This is a genomic window from Paenibacillus sp. ALE2, from assembly GCF_054113385.1.
In genome coordinates this window covers 1,407,501-1,424,460 of record NZ_CM134213.1, presented here as the reverse complement: position 1 = coordinate 1,424,460, position 16,960 = coordinate 1,407,501, and the positions used below count along the sequence as shown (strand labels likewise).

Here is a 16,960-nt window from a genome sequence, read left to right as displayed (position 1 = left end):
CGATGGGAGGTTTGTCTGTTAAACACATCAGAGGATGGTCCCTGACACTTGCTCTGATCGCGCTTTTTATCCTAATTGTACTGCCGTTGCTGCAAATCTTCATCCAAAGTGTGTATGTTGATGGGACATTTCAATGGGCTGCGCCTTTTCGAACGTTAGCTGCTTCTCAATTTGCAGGAGTGCTATTCAACTCGATCTGGCTAGGCATCTGTGTGATCGCAGGAACGACCGTCCTTGCACTTCCGCTAGCCTGGATCATGTCCAACACCCGACTCGCACACTGGCGCTGGTTGGATGTCGTGCTGCTGATTCCGTTTATGACTCCGCCCTATATTGGTTCCATGGGATGGATCCTGTTTATGCAAAAAAACGGGTATATGGAGCAGTTGCTCCCGGATCTGCATTTCTTAACGGCTTCCTTCTTCAGCCTTGGCGGCATGGTGATGATCATGAGCCTGCATCTGTTTCCATTCCTGTACCTGCTGTTACGCGGGGCGCTGGTGAGGATTGGCGGCAGTCTGGAAGAGGCGGGTGCTGTCATGGGCGGAGGCTTTCTGTACAGGTTCCGTCGAATCATTTTACCGCTGCTACTATCGGCATACGGAATGGGTGCGCTGCTCATTTTCGTTAAAACGATTGCCGAGTTTGGCACACCCGCTACCTTTGGGCGACGTATCGGGTATGAGGTTATGACTTCTGAAATTCACAAATATATTTCCAGTTGGCCCATCGATTTTGGCAAAGCGACGTCCATGGCCTCGGTGCTGTTAACGGCCTGCCTGCTTATGTGGTATGTACAATCGGTGATCAACCGAAAGTTCACATACAGACTGGTAGGGGGTAAAGGTTCCCGTCCTTCCCGTCTTCGTGTATCCAGCTGGACTACAGCACTGAGTGTCATGTTCATCCTATTGCTGCTCATCGCAGCTATTGGCATCCCTTACTTTTCAATTATTGCGGCCTCCTCCATGAAGCTGCGGGGAATCGGATTGGCATGGAACAACCTTACACTCGACTATTACAAGGAACTGCTGTCGTGGGGTTCTGAAAGCATGGAAGCGCTACTGAACAGTGTATTTCTCTCTTTGGGTGCATCGACGCTTGCTGTGGTGCTGGGCACCTGGTTTGCGCTTGTTATCGGTGGATCACGCACGAAAATCCAACGGACAGTTGATGCATTCAGTTTACTTCCGAATACAGTGCCGGGAATTGTTATGGTGGTGGGTCTGATTTTGTGGTGGAATTCGCCGTGGATGCCCATTCCGTTGTATAACACATATGGCATGGTCATTCTGACGTATGTTATTTTGTTTGTTCCTTATACGGTGCAGTATGTCAAAAGCGCCTTTACACAGGTGGACACTGGTCTTTTTCAGGCGGGACAGGTATTCGGCGGGCGTCCGTCTTACATATTCCGCCGGATTGTACTGCCGCTGATTGGACCGGGGATGCTCGCTGGTTGGATGATGACCTTTACCATTGCTTCACGGGAGCTGGTAGGATCGTTGCTGATTTTACCGCCATCCGTCCAGACGTCTGCAACCTATATATTTGCCCAGTTTGAGCAGGGACAGGTGTCGCTTGGCATGGCGATGGCTGTTATATCGGTTGGTTTGACCACACTGCTACTGATCTTAATGGAAAGCTTAAACTCGGGGAGAAAGTGGAAATGATGATGACCAAGCTTAGGATTTGGGGTGGAGCGGGCGAACATGGCCGCTCCTGTTATGTTTTTGAAGGAAAGCAGCATCGTATCATGCTGGATTGTGGCGTAAAAAAGGAAGGAACCGGGCAATATCCGGTTTTTCCGCCACAGAAGGTGAAGGAGCTAACTACTGTTTTGCTGTCTCATGCACATGAGGATCATTCCATGGCGCTCCCCTTACTGTACAAGTACGGATATCGGGGAGAGGTCTGGACGACCAAGGCTACCGCTGAGCAGCTGGGATCCTATTTTCGCTCCTGGCAAACTTTTGTTGAATCGAGAGGCGGCGAATTGCCCTACAGTGAACAAGATATCCAATCTATTACCTATCGCTATCTAGAAGACGAGGGGCCTTCAGGAGTATGGCGTGAAGCTTGTCCGGGTGTGAAAATGATGTGGGGACGCAGTGGGCATTTGGCTGGTGCAGTGTGGTATATCGTAGAATTGGAAGGGAAGCGGCTGTTCTTTTCCGGAGACTATAGCCGTGAATCTGAGCTTCTTGCTGCCGATGCACCGGACTTGTGTATGGGAGAGGGGGGAGATGACCTTCCTGGATGCAAGCCAAAGTCCAATCTAGTGGACATATCTATCATGGACAATGCTTATGGTATGGATATAGACCCGCAGCCTGTTAAGCTGGAGCGGCTGAGGGTCGAGATGGAGCAGGTATTATTGTCTGGCGGCCATGTGTTGTTGCCAGTGCCTGCCTTTGGCAGAGGACAGGAATTGATCGTATGGGCCAGCGAGCAATTTCCTGAACAAGCAATAATTATAGAGCCTGACCTGTGGCACGGATTGAAACAGTTAAATCGATGGAAAGAGTGGCTACGTCCGGGAGCTTCCACGCGAATAAAACATGTGTTGAACAGTGACAGGGTGTTTGTGCCTCGTGATACTGCGGAACGGATAAGTCTGCTGGAACGGAACACGGCCACTATTATCGTAACAAGAGACGGCATGATGGACTCCCCGCAGGCGCGTTGGTATTATCAATATCTGTCGGATCACCGCAGTATGCTGATCGATGTGGATAGCGGGGAGGATATTAGGAACAGTGTGATATTGACCGGGCATGCTTCCAATGGTTCTTTTGGTAAACATCTGTTGGAACGTGCAGACGCCAATGACATCTGTATAGCTCGGCATTTGATTTACAAGGTGCACCAGGGATTATCGGATGTACGGCAAATGCTGAAGGAGATGCCTAGCAAACAGATTGTACTCGTTCATGCACCCAAATTGCAGACCGACCTTGTACGAGATGAGTTAATAAGAGAAGGAAATAATGAACATGGAGGTCCTGCCAGAGAAGTTCACTCTTTGGAGCCAGGTGCAACGATAGAGGTTTAGTATTCATCAGATCGTGGTTCACTTTGTGCCCTCTTGCATCAATCGGAAGGCATCCACTTCTCCAAGCTTGGTGGAGATGGAAGTGCGTCCAGCACTTTTACGAAGGCGTAGCGGTGTGGCAGTGCGCTTAAGCAGCGCTTTAATTTCTCCGGGCTCCAGTTCCGGTCTCAGTGAAAGGAGAAGTGCGATGCTCCCGGTCACATGGGAAGTAGCCATAGAAGTGCCGCTCATTTCATGATGCTTTCCATGAATCCAGGAGGATCTGATCTTCTCACCGGGTGCATACACGTCTACGAATTGCCCCCGATTGCTAAAAGGAGCGATACGTCTGTATTTGTCGGTAGCTCCGACTGAAATCGTCTGGGAATAGCGGGCTGGGTAGTCAATACTTCGACGCTTACCCTCATTTCCCGAGGAAGCTACGATTACAATGCCGTTATGATATGCTTTATTCACCATATCAAGCAGTGCCTTGCTACGCGACTTCATCCCAAAGCTCATATTAATAATATCGACACGATTTAATACACACCAATCGATACCAAGAATGATGTCAGAGACATAGGCGGCTCCATTATGATCGAATGCTTTTACAGGATGAATTAAAGCCCGTGGTGCTACGCCAACCATACCTTCGTCATAGTTGGATGCCGCGATGGTTCCTGCAATATGAGTGCCATGGCCGTTGTCGTCATAGGGTAGCATGGTCCGGTTCAACAAATTGATACCTCTGGCAAGGGAATGGCGAAGATCAGGATGATGAAAATCCGCTCCTGTGTCGATCACACCGATTCTGACCCGATTCCCTGTCGAGGAAGGCCAAGCCTTGTATGCACGTACCTGTTTGACTCCCCATGGCATAGAAATGCTTTTCTCTGCTTTCGGTATATAAGCCGTTTCTGCGTGAACCTTTATGCGGGTATCTTCTTCAACGGTAACACCGTGGTGATATTTGCCCAGCCTGTCTCCCCCTGAAAGCGGAGCGATGAGAGCACGGATTAGCCTAGCCGGTTGTACTTGCCGTAATCCCGCAAGCTCAGGTTTCAGCTTCCTGAGATAGGACAGGCATTCCCGGTATTGGTGAGGCTTATCGAACGTGATAATCTGTTTGTTCCGTCCACTGCCGGACGGCTCCGAAATACCCTCATGCAAACGCTGCAAAAAATCCGGATAGTCCATTTGAGACGGTCCCCCTCCGATGAGCCATGCTGAGGTATTGTATGAGCAAGCGTCAGCTACGGCATGGGAAACTTGCCCCTTTTTTATGGAAATAGGCCTGCTTGTCGTGTCAAAGTAGCTATGGACACATACGATACATGGAGGGCATAAGCTCTTGTGCAACAACTTTGGGAGGCCTCTCCCGGAGCGGGTACAGTCGGAGGCGGGGGGAACCCCGTCTTTTTACGTGTGCCGTCTTGTGCAGAGGGATATTCTTGGAAATTATGACGATACCCATGTTTAACTTGCAATTTGCTTCCAAATAGGTTTTACTTAGTTTTGATAATGGATATGTTAGTATTGCATGTATCGTGTATGCTCTGAAACATGTTCTTGTGAATTACGTGTGAGAGGAAGTGTCCCTAGGTGAGTACACCACTCAACTTGAAGATTGACCCGGAGAAAGTCCACGAGACTCCAATGGTGGATTTGGCATTTATGGTATTGAAAGCAGCCAATACTCCATATTATTACCGTGACCTGATGAATGAAGTCGCCAAATTGCGCGGCTTGTCCGACGAAGAAATTAATGACGTTATTGCTCAGCTATATACTGAAATCAACATTGACGGGCGTTTTGCCTGTGTCGGTACGAATCTGTGGGGCTTGAAACGTTGGTATCCGGTAGATAAATCCGAAGATGCCCTGACAGGCGCCAAGCGTCCTCGTATCATTAACGATGAAGACGATGACGACGAAGATGACTATCATGAGGAAGAAGAAACATACAACTCCGATGACGACTTCGATGCAGATAGCGAAGACGAGGATGGCGAAGACGAGCTGTTCGACGGAGAAGATGACGATGATAGTGACGATGACGTAGTTATTGACGATGAAGACCTCAGTGATGAGGAAGATACAGATGATGAAAATGACGATGAGTCGATCGAAGACGACGACGATTCACTTCGTTAGGAACAGGTTGCAAGGGGAGATACGCTCTCCCCTTTTTCATGACCGTTTTCTTGAAACCCCTGCTGATTTATAGCTTTCAGATAGATTTATTCCAATCAGGTTCAAAGGACAAATTAACACAGATAACTTCCTTGACAGCGGATTGGACACGGGGTAAACTATTGCTTGGGCTTATGATTGATTCACTTATATGTTTGCTTTTTGTATAAAAGTGCCCCGTACTACGGGAGTGCTTTTTTGTTTTTTATAGGGGTGTTTTCACTCATGAAAGAGGGCTAAGGGCGGCGGATTGGAAAATATAACCGCTGCCTTCTTCATGGATGATAATCCGTGCAAACGGGTTACGATAACATCATAATGTCGCCTGAATTTTTGCATCTTATCTAGGAGGGTTTTGAACAGTGACGAAGTATATTTTTGTGACAGGCGGGGTTGTGTCTTCCTTGGGCAAAGGGATTACGGCAGCTTCACTGGGGAGGCTTTTGAAGAACAGGGGACTGAAGGTAACGATTCAAAAATTTGATCCTTACCTGAATGTCGATCCAGGTACCATGAGCCCTTACCAGCACGGTGAAGTGTTTGTAACGGATGATGGTGCGGAAACGGATCTCGACTTGGGACACTATGAGCGCTTTATTGATATTAATCTGTCCAAGAACAGCAATGTCACAACAGGCAAGGTATATTCCAGCGTGATCAGCAAAGAGCGTCGCGGAGAATATTTGGGCGGTACCGTACAGGTTATCCCTCATATTACGAACGAAATCAAGGAGCGCGTGTACCGTGCAGGCCGTGAAGCGGGTTCGGATGTCATTATTACGGAAATCGGCGGTACTGTAGGCGATATTGAAAGCTTGCCATTTTTGGAAGCCATTCGTCAGCTTAAAAGTGAAGTTGGGCGCGAAAATGTGATGTACATTCACGTAACGCTCATTCCTTATATTAAAGCTGCTGGTGAGGTTAAAACCAAACCAACTCAGCACAGTGTGAAAGAACTGCGCAGCATCGGCATTCAACCGAATGTCATTGTTTGCCGTACAGAGCATGAATTGTCCTCCGATATGAAGGCTAAAATTGCATTGTTCTGCGATATTGATGCGAATGCAGTGGTAGAATGCCGCGATGCTTCGACTCTCTACGAGGTTCCGTTGAACCTACGTGAAGAAGGTTTGGACGAAATTGTAGTTAACCACCTGAAGTTGACAACACCTGCACCGGATATGACCGAATGGGAAGGGTTAGTTGATCGAATCAGCAAGTTGGACAAAACGGTTGAAATTGCTATTGTTGGTAAATATGTTGCGCTACATGATGCATACTTAAGTGTTGTCGAGTCGCTTTCCCACGCTGGATTTGATGCAAATGCAGACGTAAAAATCCGCTGGGTGAACGCCGAAGAAGTAACGGACGAGAACGTAGCTGACATGCTGGGCGGCATTGGCGGTATTCTCGTACCAGGTGGCTTCGGCGATCGCGGAATTGAAGGCAAAATCAGCACCATTCGTTATGCACGGGAGCAAAAAATTCCGTTCTTCGGTATTTGCCTGGGTATGCAGGTGTCTGTTATTGAGGTTGCTCGTTCCCTGGCTGGTCTCGAAGGTGCCAACAGCTCGGAAATTAACCCGGCTACCGATTATCCTGTCATTGACTTGCTTCCTGACCAAAAAGACATCGAAGATTTGGGCGGTACCATGCGTCTTGGCCTGTATCCATGTAAACTGGTGGAAGGTTCCCTGGCAGAGGCTTGCTACAACGACGAGCTGGTGTACGAAAGACATCGTCATCGGTACGAATTCAATAACGAATATCGTGAAGTTATTGAAAAAGCAGGTCTTCGTATTTCTGGTACTTCACCGGATGGACGTTTGGTGGAAATTGTCGAGCTTCCTGAGCATCCATGGTTCCTGGCGGTACAATTCCATCCAGAATTTACTTCCCGTCCGAATCGTCCACAGCCTTTGTTCCGTGAATTTGTAAAAGCGGCATTGCAGCTTCAAGGTTAATGCTACAGCTTGAAAGACCTCCTTTGGGAGGTCTTTTTTTATCCCATGCTTCCTGATTATGAAAGAATATTCCACAATTATGTATAAGAGCAGGATTTTCTTTTTGCAGGAGCGAATATAGTTTTAGGTATGGGACGGATATTGTACGTCATCGGACGCTGTTATGGCAATAGCTGCATGATCCTCGTTTTAAGATCTTAGGAGGTTAAAACATTGGAAAAGAAAAAAGTATTAATCGTCGATGACCAGAATGGAATACGGATTTTACTGATGGAAGTGTTCGGAAGTGAGGGTTATGAGACCTTTCAGGCAGCGAACGGGAAAATTGCTCTTGAGATTGTTGAGAAGGAACCACCTGATCTGGTTCTGCTCGATATGAAAATTCCAGGTATGGACGGACTTGAAATTCTGAAGCACCTAAAAAGCATGAATCCCGACATCAAGGTTATTATGATGACAGCGTATGGAGAACTGGACATGATTAAAGAGGCGACGGAGCTAGGTGCACTTATGCATTTTACCAAGCCCTTTGATATTGATGAAATGCGGATCGCCGTGAACAAACAACTCAGAGGTGACTAGGGAAGTCATTTTGGTTGAGAACTCTGTTAACAAAACAGGGTTTTTTGTTTGTGATTATGGGAAATACTGAAAGTAAATCCTCTCCTTATACAATTCTATGGAAAAACGGCGTCCTGAGCGTGATTTTTGTATGTGTTGATATGCAAAAGCTTGTTTAGTATTTAACATGGGTTGTGGTATAATAAGCCCGTATGTGATGTCGGCTAAAAATATAGACAAACCCAAACACCTTTAGGAGGACTGTAACCATGCCATTGGTATCTATGAAAGACATGTTGAACAAAGCACTCGAAGGAAAATATGCAGTAGGTCAATTCAATATTAATAACCTGGAGTGGACTCAAGCTATCTTGGGCGCTGCTGAAGAAGAAAAATCCCCAGTAATCTTGGGTGTTTCTGAAGGCGCAGCACGTCACATGGGCGGATTCTACACTGTTGTTAAAATGGTAGAAGGTCTTATTCATGACATGAAAATTACGGTTCCAGTTGCAATTCACTTGGACCACGGTTCTAGCTTTGACAAATGTAAAGAAGCAATCGACGCTGGTTTCACATCTGTTATGATTGACGATTCCCACAGCCCAATCGAGAAAAATATCGAAACAACGAAGAAAGTTGTTGAATATGCACATTCCAAAGGCGTTTCCGTTGAAGCTGAAGTTGGAATGGTTGGCGGTCAAGAAGATGATGTTGTAGGTGACGTAATGTACGCTAAGCTGGACGATTGTGTACGTATCGTTAAAGAAACAGGCATCGATACACTGGCTCCTGCACTGGGTTCTGTTCATGGACCATACAAAGGTGAACCAAACCTGGGCTTTAAAGAAATGGAAGAAATTCGCGATGCTGTGAAAATGCCACTCGTTCTTCATGGCGGAACAGGTATCCCTACACATGACATCCAAAAATCCATTTCCCTGGGTACTTCCAAAATCAACGTAAACACTGAAAACCAAATCGCATTTGCGAAAGTGGTTCGTGAAGTGCTTGCTGCAAAACCAGATGCTTACGATCCACGTACATTCATCCAACCAGGTCGTGAAGCAATCAAACAAACAGTTATCGGTAAAATCCGTGAGTTCGGTTCCAACAACAAAGCGTAATAAGTTCCAACTAGTCATGCCTCTGCATAGACTGGATGCATTTCTTCGTTGTAGCTGTAATTATGCTGCACAAAATATTTAAATCTGTACAGTTGAATAGTGTGGTATGGAAAGCACACCGCTTAGCCGGTGTCTTTCCATTTTAACCACTTAAAAAGTTGAAAGTTTATGGTTTCAGTTCATTGTTTGACCGACTGCAAAACACGTAGGGGGACCCTCAAGCTTATGGAAAAATTGATGATCACCGGTGGACGGCCGCTTCAGGGTACAGTTTCCATCAGCGGTGCCAAAAACAGTGCCATCGCCTTGATTCCCGCAGCCATTCTGGCAGAGTCGGAAGTCATTTTGGATAATTTGCCGCTGCTCAGTGATGTGGCGGTGTATTCCGAAATATTGGAGGAGCTTGGCGCAAAGGTTACCTGGGAAGGTAGCCAGATGAAGATAGACCCTTCCTCCATTAAATCCATTCCCATGCCGAATGGACCTGTTAAGAAATTACGAGCCTCTTATTATATGATGGGGGCCATGCTGGGCAGATTCAAGGAAGCGATCATCGGTTTGCCAGGAGGATGTAATTTTGAACCCCGGCCCATTGATCAGCATATCAAAGGTTTTGAAGCGCTGGGTGCCACGGTTACGAACGAGCACGGCGCTATTCATTTGCACGCCAAAGAACTGCGCGGCACCAAGATTTATTTGGATGTCAGCAGCGTAGGAGCAACCATTAATATTATGCTGGCGGCCGCACGTGCCAAAGGCGCCACAACTATCGAAAATGCGGCTAAAGAGCCTGAGATTATAGATGTAGCAACTCTGTTAAACTCCATGGGGGCGATTATTAAAGGCGCTGGTACGGAGACAATTCGTATTGAAGGTGTGTCGGAGCTGCATGGTTGCCGTCATTCCATCATACCTGACCGTATACAAGCAGGCACTTATATGATTGCTGCTGCGGCAACCCGTGGAAATGTATTGATTGACAATGTAATCCCCAAACATATGGAGGCTCTCACTGCCAAAATGCAGGAAATGGGCGTCGGCATCGAGGAATATGATGAAAGTATTCGCGTACTGGGTGCACCTTCCTATGGGCATGTCGACGTTAAAGCCTTGGTATACCCCGGCTTCCCCACAGATTTACAATCTCCCATGACCAGCTTGCTAACCCAAGCTCAGGGTGTCAGTGTGTTGAGCGATTTTGTGTACAGCAATCGTTTTAAGCACGTCCCTGAACTGGTGCGAATGGGGGCTAAAATTCGCGTAGAGGGTCGGTCTGCCATTATTGAAGGTGGTCAACTGAATGCGGCTAAAGTGAAGGCTGCAGATCTGCGCGCCGGAGCGGCCCTTGTCATTGCTGGACTTACAGTAAGCGAAGGGGTAACCGAGGTAGCAGGTGTCGAGTATATTGACCGTGGTTATGATCATCTCGTTTCGAACCTGCGTCTTTTAGGCGCAGATGTGTGGCGGCAGACTGAGTAATTAAACCATGTACTTTGTTTGAATTTACTGTAACCAAAGCGGAATAACGGGTAACACCTATGCAGCCGCTGCTTGGTATAAGATTTGGTCCATACCTAACAATCTTTTATCAAAAAACCGGAATAATTCGGTATAATCCAGGCAGCTGGCTGCATAACTTTATTTGTTTTGGTTAAAATTATGTTGATGGTGTTTATGATATCATTGTCTATCATTTAATTGTATGAATGGACTTAATAATTGAATAGGTGGTTATTATATGGATCTGCAAATTTCCGATCTGGAAGAAATGAAGCTGACCGACCTGTACAAGCTGGCCAAGCAATACCAGATCCCGTACTACGGAACGCTCAAGAAGAAAGAATTAATTTTCGCCATCCTGCGCGCACAAGCTGAGAAGAGTGGATTAATGTTTATGCAGGGTGTTCTGGAAATACTTCCTGAAGGTTACGGCTTTCTGAGGCCGATCAACTATCTCCCGAGTACCGAAGATATTTACATCTCTGCTTCACAAATCCGCAAGTTTGACCTGAGAACGGGCGATCTCGTTTCCGGTAAATGCCGAACGCCGAAAGAAAATGAACGGTATTTTGGATTGCTTCAAGTTAACGCCGTCAATGGAAGAAGTCCTGAGCAAGCTGCTGAGCGGCTACATTTTCCTGCACTGACTCCACTGTATCCGCAAACCAAATTAGTCCTTGAAACTTCCCCCAACCATTTGTCTACGAGAATTATGGATGTACTGGCCCCTGTCGGACTCGGACAGCGCGGACTTATTGTGGCACCTCCCAAAGCTGGGAAGACGCTTCTCCTCAAAGAAATTGCCAATAGCATTTCTACCAACAATCCCGAGATTGAGCTATTTGTCTTGTTGATTGATGAACGCCCTGAAGAAGTGACTGACATGCAGCGTTCTGTCAAAGGTGAAGTTGTGGCCTCTACATTTGATGAACTTCCTGAAAATCACATCAAAGTGGCAGAACTGGTGTTGGAGCGTGCACTGCGTCTCGTAGAACATAAAAAGGATGTTGTCATCCTGTTGGATAGCATTACACGGTTGGCTCGTGCGTACAATCTCGTCATCCCTCCTTCTGGTCGTACTTTGAGTGGGGGTATTGATCCGGCAGCATTTCACCGTCCAAAACGCTTTTTTGGCGCAGCTCGGAATGTGGAGGAAGGCGGTAGCTTGACGATTCTTGCCACAGCGCTGATTGATACAGGATCTCGTATGGACGATATTATTTACGAAGAGTTCAAAGGCACAGGCAACATGGAGCTGCATTTGGACCGCAAACTGGCAGAACGTCGTATCTTTCCTGCGATTGATATTCGTCGTTCCGGTACACGTCGTGAGGAAGTGCTGTTGAACAAGGAAGAATTAGATACGATCTGGGCTATTCGTAAAAATATGACGGAAAGCCATGACTTTGTGGAAGGCTTCCTCAAAAAACTGCGTAACAGCAAAACTAACGCTGAGTTTTTAGCCTCGTTTGATTTGACAGCACCTTCTTCCAGCGGCTCGCAAGGTAGCTCTGGTGGCCAACAACGAAGAACTACGCGTTCTACCACAGCGTCGGTTCCCGCCACAACCAATTAAACCCAAACCATGTATTTTATCTGTTCCGTAAGTAGACAGCCATTACTATTCATTTGTTAATGGCGCGTTTAATGGAACGAAAGGAGCTCCATAATGTATTTGGTGTATGCCGACGAAAAAGGCAATGTATATGATCATGCTTCTTTGTATGGGCTTGCCCGTAGTGCAGACATGATTGTTGAAATCATGGAGGATGAGCTTATTCCGTTGCCGGAAGGAGCCACACTGGTAAGCCTGCCCAGCACCCGCCCGGTCGGTATGAACCCTGAAACAGGGGAAATGGTCTCTCTTCCGGGAAATATGAAGGCAGTAGGGGCTTTGTTACCGCAAGGCTTTACACGCCTGTGTCTGCCGGGATATGTGAAGACGGATAAGGAGTATAAACTCCCCTTGTTCGGTTATTCAGCCGTTGTCTGGAAAGATGGGGCGTTTTATGTAACAGCAGAGCAGAGTGACAGTCCTTCCAAATGGAATCCCGAAAACTGTGACCGCAATCAAGTTAAATTGGGAGTTCAGCGGATGACAGAGCAGTATCCCAAAAATAGGCTGTACCAGCATTTGTCTAACTGTGCGCTGGGGTACGAATGCCTTACTTCCTCGAATACGTTCCTGAATCGCTGGGAGGGGGGAGTTCCGGTATCTTATTCTTGTAATGCGGGCTGCTTTGGTTGTATATCTGAACAGCCGGATGACAGTGGTTTTGTATCTCCTCAGACAAGAATGAACTTCCGTCCCCGCGTGGAAGAGATTGTAGAAGTTATGTTGGAACATTTGAAGACACCTGAGTCTATCATCAGTTTTGGGCAAGGTTGTGAAGGTGAGCCCTCCACTCAAGCCAAACTGATTATTGATGCGATCAAAGAAGTACGTTCCGTTACAGATATGGGATATATTAATATCAACACCAATGCGGGATTGAATGATCATATCCGGGGAATTGTGGATGCGGGTCTTGATCTCATGCGAGTAAGCACAATTAGTGCATTGGACGACCATTACAATGCGTATTACAAGCCGCGCGGATACACGCTGGCTAATGTGGAAAAGTCACTCCGTTATGCGTCCGATCAGGGAGTGTATACGTCCATCAACTATTTGATTTTCCCGGGTGTAACAGACCGGGAGGAAGAAATTGAGGCAATGATTGAATTTGCCAAACGCACTAAGCTCAAGCTGATTCAAATGCGTAATCTGAATATTGATCCTGAAAGCTATCTGGAGTTGATTCCACCGGCTCAAGGGGAGATACTTGGTATGAAGCAAATGCTTGAGATTTATCGTGAGGAACTGCCGGATGTGGTTATCGGTTCTTACACTCATGTGCCGCCGCAAGGGCTGGCACGTCCCAAATTTGCCAGAACCTAAACGGTCGGGAGTTATTTGAAACACACCGATCTTACACTGTTTTGTGTGCTAAAAAGATGTTGAAACACTTATATTCAAGTGCTATAATTTGAACATGTGTTCATACAACTCTGGGCTGATAGGACGTTCAGGGCGGAAAGAGGTGAAAGTTAATGCAACAGGCTATTCAACCGAAGTATAACGTAACTAATGTTACTTGCGCTTGCGGGAATACGTTTGAAACTGGTTCTGTAAAGGAATCTCTGCGTGTGGAGATTTGCTCCGCTTGCCATCCGTTCTTCACAGGTAAGCAGAAGTTTATTGATGCTGGTGGACGTGTGGATCGTTTCAAAAAGAAATACGGTATGTAATAAGTTGCCGCAAGAGATAAAGTTATTAGAGCCTTCTGCAATTGCAGGAGGCTCTTTTTGTCGTTATTTGCTATTTGCATTTTGTGCAACCATGAGATATACTTATTTTCACCGTGCTAGATGGGGAGGTAGCGGTGCCCTGTAACTCGCAATCCGCTATAGCGAGGTTGAATTCCTGTTAGAGGTGTTGTTGATGTGAGGCTGGTCCCTGCGCACAATGTTGACGGTTGGGTCCTCCGCAATGAGTACTTGTGAACCTGGTCAGGTCCGGAAGGAAGCAGCCATAAGCAAGTCCACTCTTGTGCCGGAGGGTTGCCTAGCCCGAGTTGTTGCTCAGGGTTGCCGCTCGGATCACAACGATCAATAACAGGTGCACGGTATATACTTAGGGATTGAAACATCTTGGCGATTATGCGAAGGTGTTTTTTTGTGCTTATAATTTGAAATGTGTCTGGTTTAGATTCGGACGGGAGTATAGTATAATGAAGTGACCATAAATGGTCATGAAAGTGAATGGGAAAGAGGGAACGCGCATTGGAACATATAGCGTTGTACCGTGCTTGGCGGCCGCAGGCTTTCAAGGACATGGTAGGACAACAGCATATTATCCAGACATTGCAGAATGCCATCCGCGAAAATCGCACGTCCCATGCCTACCTGTTCAGTGGTCCGCGAGGAACGGGTAAGACCAGTGCGGCCAAAATTTTGGCCAAGGCAATCAACTGTGAGCATGGACCTGCGCCGGAACCTTGCAACGAATGCGAAGCCTGTAAACGGATCACGGCCGGAGCGGTCATGGATGTGCAGGAGATTGACGCAGCCTCTAACCGGGGTGTTGAAGAGATTCGTGATTTGCGCGATAAAGTCAAATATGCGCCCACAGAAGTGCGGCACAAGGTTTATATCATTGATGAAGTGCACATGCTGACGACGGAAGCGTTCAATGCGCTGCTCAAGACGCTGGAAGAGCCGCCGCCACACGTAATGTTTATATTGGCTACGACAGAGCCGCATCGGATTCCCGCGACAATTATTTCACGTTGCCAGCGTTTTGACTTTCGGCGAGTATCGCTGGAGGAGCAGACAGAGCGGCTTGACCTGATATGTCAACAGGAGAACATCCTGGCTGATTTGGATGCACTGCAATATATTGCACGTCTTTCAGATGGCGGGATGCGAGATGCGGTTAGCGTTTTGGATCAGATATCCTCGTTTACTGATGGCCGGGTTACGTATCAGCAGGTGCTAGATATGACGGGCGGGATCGCATCCGAGCAATTCGGTAAATTGGCCTTGGCATTACTGAAAGAAGATGTGGGCACAGTGCTCCAATTGATCGAGAACTTTATGCAGGAAGGTAAAAGTGCGGATAAGTGTATGGAGAATCTTCTGTACTATTTCCGAGATCTGCTAATGATCAAGATGGTGCCGCAGGCGACCAAAATGACGGAGCGAGTGCTGAATCCGGAGCAGTTTAAGGAAGTGGCAGATGCTTTTACCAAGGAGCAGCTCTTTGCAATGATCGACACCCTTAATCGTTATCAAGGTGAGATGAAATATGCCGTTCAGCCCCAAACTTTATTTGAGGTAGCTCTATTGAAGTTATGCAGCATTCCGGGGGAAGCGGGAACTGCTGCTCAGCCGACTGTACAGCGCTCTGGTGCTGCTGGTCAGGAAGAAGTGGCCATGTTAAAGCGCCAGCTTGCTGAGCTGGAAAAGAAGTTGGAACGTGCAATGCAAGGTGGCTTGGCCGCTGGAGCGGGTCAGGAGGCATCTTCAGGCGGTCGTCAGGCTTCTGGTGGTCGTGCCCCTGCTCCACGTCTTTCAGCGCCAGCTAAACTTCCTTCTCAGTTGGATCGCTATATCGCTGAGAAGTCAAGCGAAGCATTCGCAGCGGTGGGGCGCAAGTGGAGCCAGATTTTGCAAGGGGTAAAAGAGGCGAAAGTTACGGTTCATGCTTGGTTTATGGATGGTGAGCCGGTTTCTGTGTTAGAGGACAGTGTGCTGGTCGCGTTTAAAAACAACATTCATCGTGAAACTACCGAAAAGCCTGCCAATAAGCAGGTCATCGAGAAGGTTTTGCATGAGCAGTTGGGTCATCCTTATCGTTTGGTAACGATGATGCAAAAGGATTGGAATGCTGCGATTGAAGGAGTTTCTGACCAGCCTGCCGAAGAATTGCAACTGGAGCCGGAGCATGATGCGCCGGGAAAGTCCAAGGAGCCCTGGATTGATGAAGCGATTCAGCTGTTCGGGGAAGACCTGGTAGTCATTAAAGAATAATGAAATGTAGATGTATACTTCATTAAAGGAGATGATTGAAATGAACAATATGAACCAAATGATGAAGCAAGTGAAAAAAATGCAGGAACAAATGCTGAAAGCCCAAGAGGAGCTTGGTGGGAAAGTAATCGAAGGTTCTTCTGGTGGCGGTGTGGTAACTGTAGAGGTAAGTGGACATAAAAAAGTGTTGTCCATCACAATCAAACCGGAAGCTGTAGATCCTGATGATGTAGAAATGCTGCAAGACCTCGTACTCACTGCAGTCAATGATGCTTTGTCCAAAGCGGATGAACTGGCTAATGATGATATGGGTAAATTTACAGGTGGTATGAAAATTCCGGGCTTGTTCTAGTCTACTCATAAAGGAGAAACACGCTATTGCATTATCCCGAGCCGATTGCAAAGCTGATTGATGCTTTTACGCGCCTGCCGGGAGTAGGCCCAAAAACAGCTGCCCGGTTGGCTTTTCACGTACTGAAAATGAAGGAAGATGATGTGATTGATTTCGCCAAAGCGCTGGTCAATGTAAAACGCAATCTTCACTTTTGTTCAGTCTGCGGCAATATTACGGACACGGACCCTTGTCGGATCTGTCAGGATAAGACGAGGGATGCTTCCGTCATTTGTGTTGTTCAGGATGCCAAGGATTTGGTGGCTATGGAGCGTACCAAGGAGTTTGATGGTTTGTACCATGTGCTTCACGGGGCAATCTCTCCGATGGAGGGGATTGGTCCTGAGGATATCAAACTCAAGGAGTTGCTGACCAGGCTCAGTGATGAACGCGTCAAGGAGTTGATTCTGGCTACGAATCCGAACATTGAAGGAGAGGCCACGGCTATGTACATTTCACGGCTAGTGCGTCCTTTTGAAATCAAGGTTACTCGTATTGCTCACGGTTTGCCTGTGGGCGGGGATTTGGAGTATGCTGACGAGGTCACCCTGTCCAAAGCACTAGAAGGCCGCAGAGAGCTCAATTAGTAGGTGTAGTTATACGTTATAAGTTCTGA

14 protein-coding genes and 1 other RNA gene are annotated in these 16,960 nt (G+C 47.1%); 14 read left to right on the top strand and 1 reads right to left on the bottom strand.

Going from position 1 to position 16,960, the window contains the following annotated elements; all coding sequences use genetic code 11:
- Nucleotides 1-2 precede the first annotated feature (2 nt).
- Both ACXHJ1_RS06100 and ACXHJ1_RS06095 read left to right on the top strand, forming a co-directional pair.
- Nucleotides 3-1,673, top strand: a complete 1,671-nt coding sequence (locus tag ACXHJ1_RS06100; RefSeq protein ID WP_457905797.1) for an ABC transporter permease — start codon at nucleotides 3-5, stop codon at nucleotides 1,671-1,673.
- Entirely contained in the window at nucleotides 1,670-3,055 is a 1,386-nt protein-coding gene (locus ACXHJ1_RS06095; RefSeq protein WP_457905796.1) for an MBL fold metallo-hydrolase, read from the top strand. The genes ACXHJ1_RS06100 and ACXHJ1_RS06095 overlap by 4 nt, the downstream gene beginning before the upstream one ends.
- 18 nt (nucleotides 3,056-3,073) lie before the next feature.
- On the opposite strand, the gene ACXHJ1_RS06090 is transcribed toward ACXHJ1_RS06095, so the two are convergent.
- Nucleotides 3,074-4,234 (bottom strand): S8 family peptidase, encoded by a 1,161-nt coding sequence (locus tag ACXHJ1_RS06090; protein ID WP_019685778.1) that lies wholly within the window; start codon nucleotides 4,232-4,234, stop codon nucleotides 3,074-3,076.
- Between the two features lie 405 nt (nucleotides 4,235-4,639).
- Between ACXHJ1_RS06090 and rpoE the strand changes: the two genes are divergently transcribed.
- The 12 genes from rpoE (at nucleotide 4,640) to recR (ending at nucleotide 16,931) form a co-directional block, all read left to right on the top strand.
- Nucleotides 4,640-5,191 carry a DNA-directed RNA polymerase subunit delta gene (gene rpoE, locus ACXHJ1_RS06085; protein ID WP_013368770.1) on the top strand — a complete coding sequence of 184 codons (552 nt, stop codon included), beginning with the start codon at nucleotides 4,640-4,642 and terminating at the stop codon, nucleotides 5,189-5,191.
- 401 nt (nucleotides 5,192-5,592) lie between these two features.
- Nucleotides 5,593-7,194: a CTP synthase gene (locus ACXHJ1_RS06080; RefSeq protein WP_016818572.1), complete on the top strand. Its 1,602-nt coding sequence runs from the start codon at nucleotides 5,593-5,595 to the stop codon at nucleotides 7,192-7,194.
- Nucleotides 7,195-7,407: 213 nt separating this feature from the next.
- On the top strand, nucleotides 7,408-7,776 hold the full coding sequence (locus ACXHJ1_RS06075) for a response regulator (protein WP_014599366.1): 369 nt from the start codon (nucleotides 7,408-7,410) through the stop codon (nucleotides 7,774-7,776).
- 248 nt (nucleotides 7,777-8,024) lie between these two features.
- Nucleotides 8,025-8,879, top strand: coding sequence for a class II fructose-1,6-bisphosphate aldolase (fba, locus tag ACXHJ1_RS06070; protein ID WP_016818574.1), 855 nt, complete (start codon nucleotides 8,025-8,027; stop codon nucleotides 8,877-8,879).
- A 225-nt stretch (nucleotides 8,880-9,104) separates the two neighbouring features.
- Nucleotides 9,105-10,358: a UDP-N-acetylglucosamine 1-carboxyvinyltransferase gene (locus tag ACXHJ1_RS06065; RefSeq protein ID WP_107735235.1), complete on the top strand. Its 1,254-nt coding sequence runs from the start codon at nucleotides 9,105-9,107 to the stop codon at nucleotides 10,356-10,358.
- Between the two features lie 259 nt (nucleotides 10,359-10,617).
- On the top strand, nucleotides 10,618-11,955 hold the full coding sequence (gene rho, locus ACXHJ1_RS06060; RefSeq protein WP_019685779.1) for a transcription termination factor Rho: 1,338 nt from the start codon (nucleotides 10,618-10,620) through the stop codon (nucleotides 11,953-11,955).
- 93 nt (nucleotides 11,956-12,048) lie between these two features.
- On the top strand, nucleotides 12,049-13,320 hold the full coding sequence (locus ACXHJ1_RS06055; RefSeq protein ID WP_457905795.1) for a radical SAM protein: 1,272 nt from the start codon (nucleotides 12,049-12,051) through the stop codon (nucleotides 13,318-13,320).
- Between the two features lie 152 nt (nucleotides 13,321-13,472).
- Nucleotides 13,473-13,670: a 50S ribosomal protein L31 gene (gene rpmE, locus ACXHJ1_RS06050; RefSeq protein WP_016818578.1), complete on the top strand. Its 198-nt coding sequence runs from the start codon at nucleotides 13,473-13,475 to the stop codon at nucleotides 13,668-13,670.
- Between the two features lie 111 nt (nucleotides 13,671-13,781).
- Nucleotides 13,782-14,048: signal recognition particle sRNA large type (gene ffs, locus ACXHJ1_RS06045), an RNA gene on the top strand.
- Between the two features lie 156 nt (nucleotides 14,049-14,204).
- Nucleotides 14,205-15,953 (top strand): DNA polymerase III subunit gamma/tau, encoded by a 1,749-nt coding sequence (dnaX, locus tag ACXHJ1_RS06040; RefSeq protein ID WP_107735233.1) that lies wholly within the window; start codon nucleotides 14,205-14,207, stop codon nucleotides 15,951-15,953.
- A gap of 40 nt (nucleotides 15,954-15,993) precedes the next feature.
- Nucleotides 15,994-16,305, top strand: coding sequence for a YbaB/EbfC family nucleoid-associated protein (locus ACXHJ1_RS06035; protein ID WP_013368784.1), 312 nt, complete (start codon nucleotides 15,994-15,996; stop codon nucleotides 16,303-16,305).
- 26 nt (nucleotides 16,306-16,331) lie between these two features.
- Entirely contained in the window at nucleotides 16,332-16,931 is a 600-nt protein-coding gene (gene recR / locus ACXHJ1_RS06030) for a recombination mediator RecR (RefSeq protein WP_016818580.1), read from the top strand.
- Nucleotides 16,932-16,960: the final 29 nt, after the last annotated feature.

What these genes read in the sequence shown, in the direction of transcription:
- rpmE (WP_016818578.1), top strand. Translation starts at nt 13,473, where the DNA reads ATGCAACAGGCTATTCAACCGAAGTATAACGTAACTAATGTTACTTGC.
- ACXHJ1_RS06035 (WP_013368784.1), top strand. Translation starts at nt 15,994, where the DNA reads ATGAACAATATGAACCAAATGATGAAGCAAGTGAAAAAAATGCAGGAA.
- ACXHJ1_RS06090 (WP_019685778.1), bottom strand. Translation starts at nt 4,234, where the DNA reads ATGGACTATCCGGATTTTTTGCAGCGTTTGCATGAGGGTATTTCGGAG.
- ACXHJ1_RS06065 (WP_107735235.1), top strand. Translation starts at nt 9,105, where the DNA reads ATGGAAAAATTGATGATCACCGGTGGACGGCCGCTTCAGGGTACAGTT.
- ACXHJ1_RS06055 (WP_457905795.1), top strand. Translation starts at nt 12,049, where the DNA reads ATGTATTTGGTGTATGCCGACGAAAAAGGCAATGTATATGATCATGCT.
- ACXHJ1_RS06100 (WP_457905797.1), top strand. Translation starts at nt 3, where the DNA reads ATGGGAGGTTTGTCTGTTAAACACATCAGAGGATGGTCCCTGACACTT.
- ACXHJ1_RS06095 (WP_457905796.1), top strand. Translation starts at nt 1,670, where the DNA reads ATGATGATGACCAAGCTTAGGATTTGGGGTGGAGCGGGCGAACATGGC.
- rho (WP_019685779.1), top strand. Translation starts at nt 10,618, where the DNA reads ATGGATCTGCAAATTTCCGATCTGGAAGAAATGAAGCTGACCGACCTG.
- fba (WP_016818574.1), top strand. Translation starts at nt 8,025, where the DNA reads ATGCCATTGGTATCTATGAAAGACATGTTGAACAAAGCACTCGAAGGA.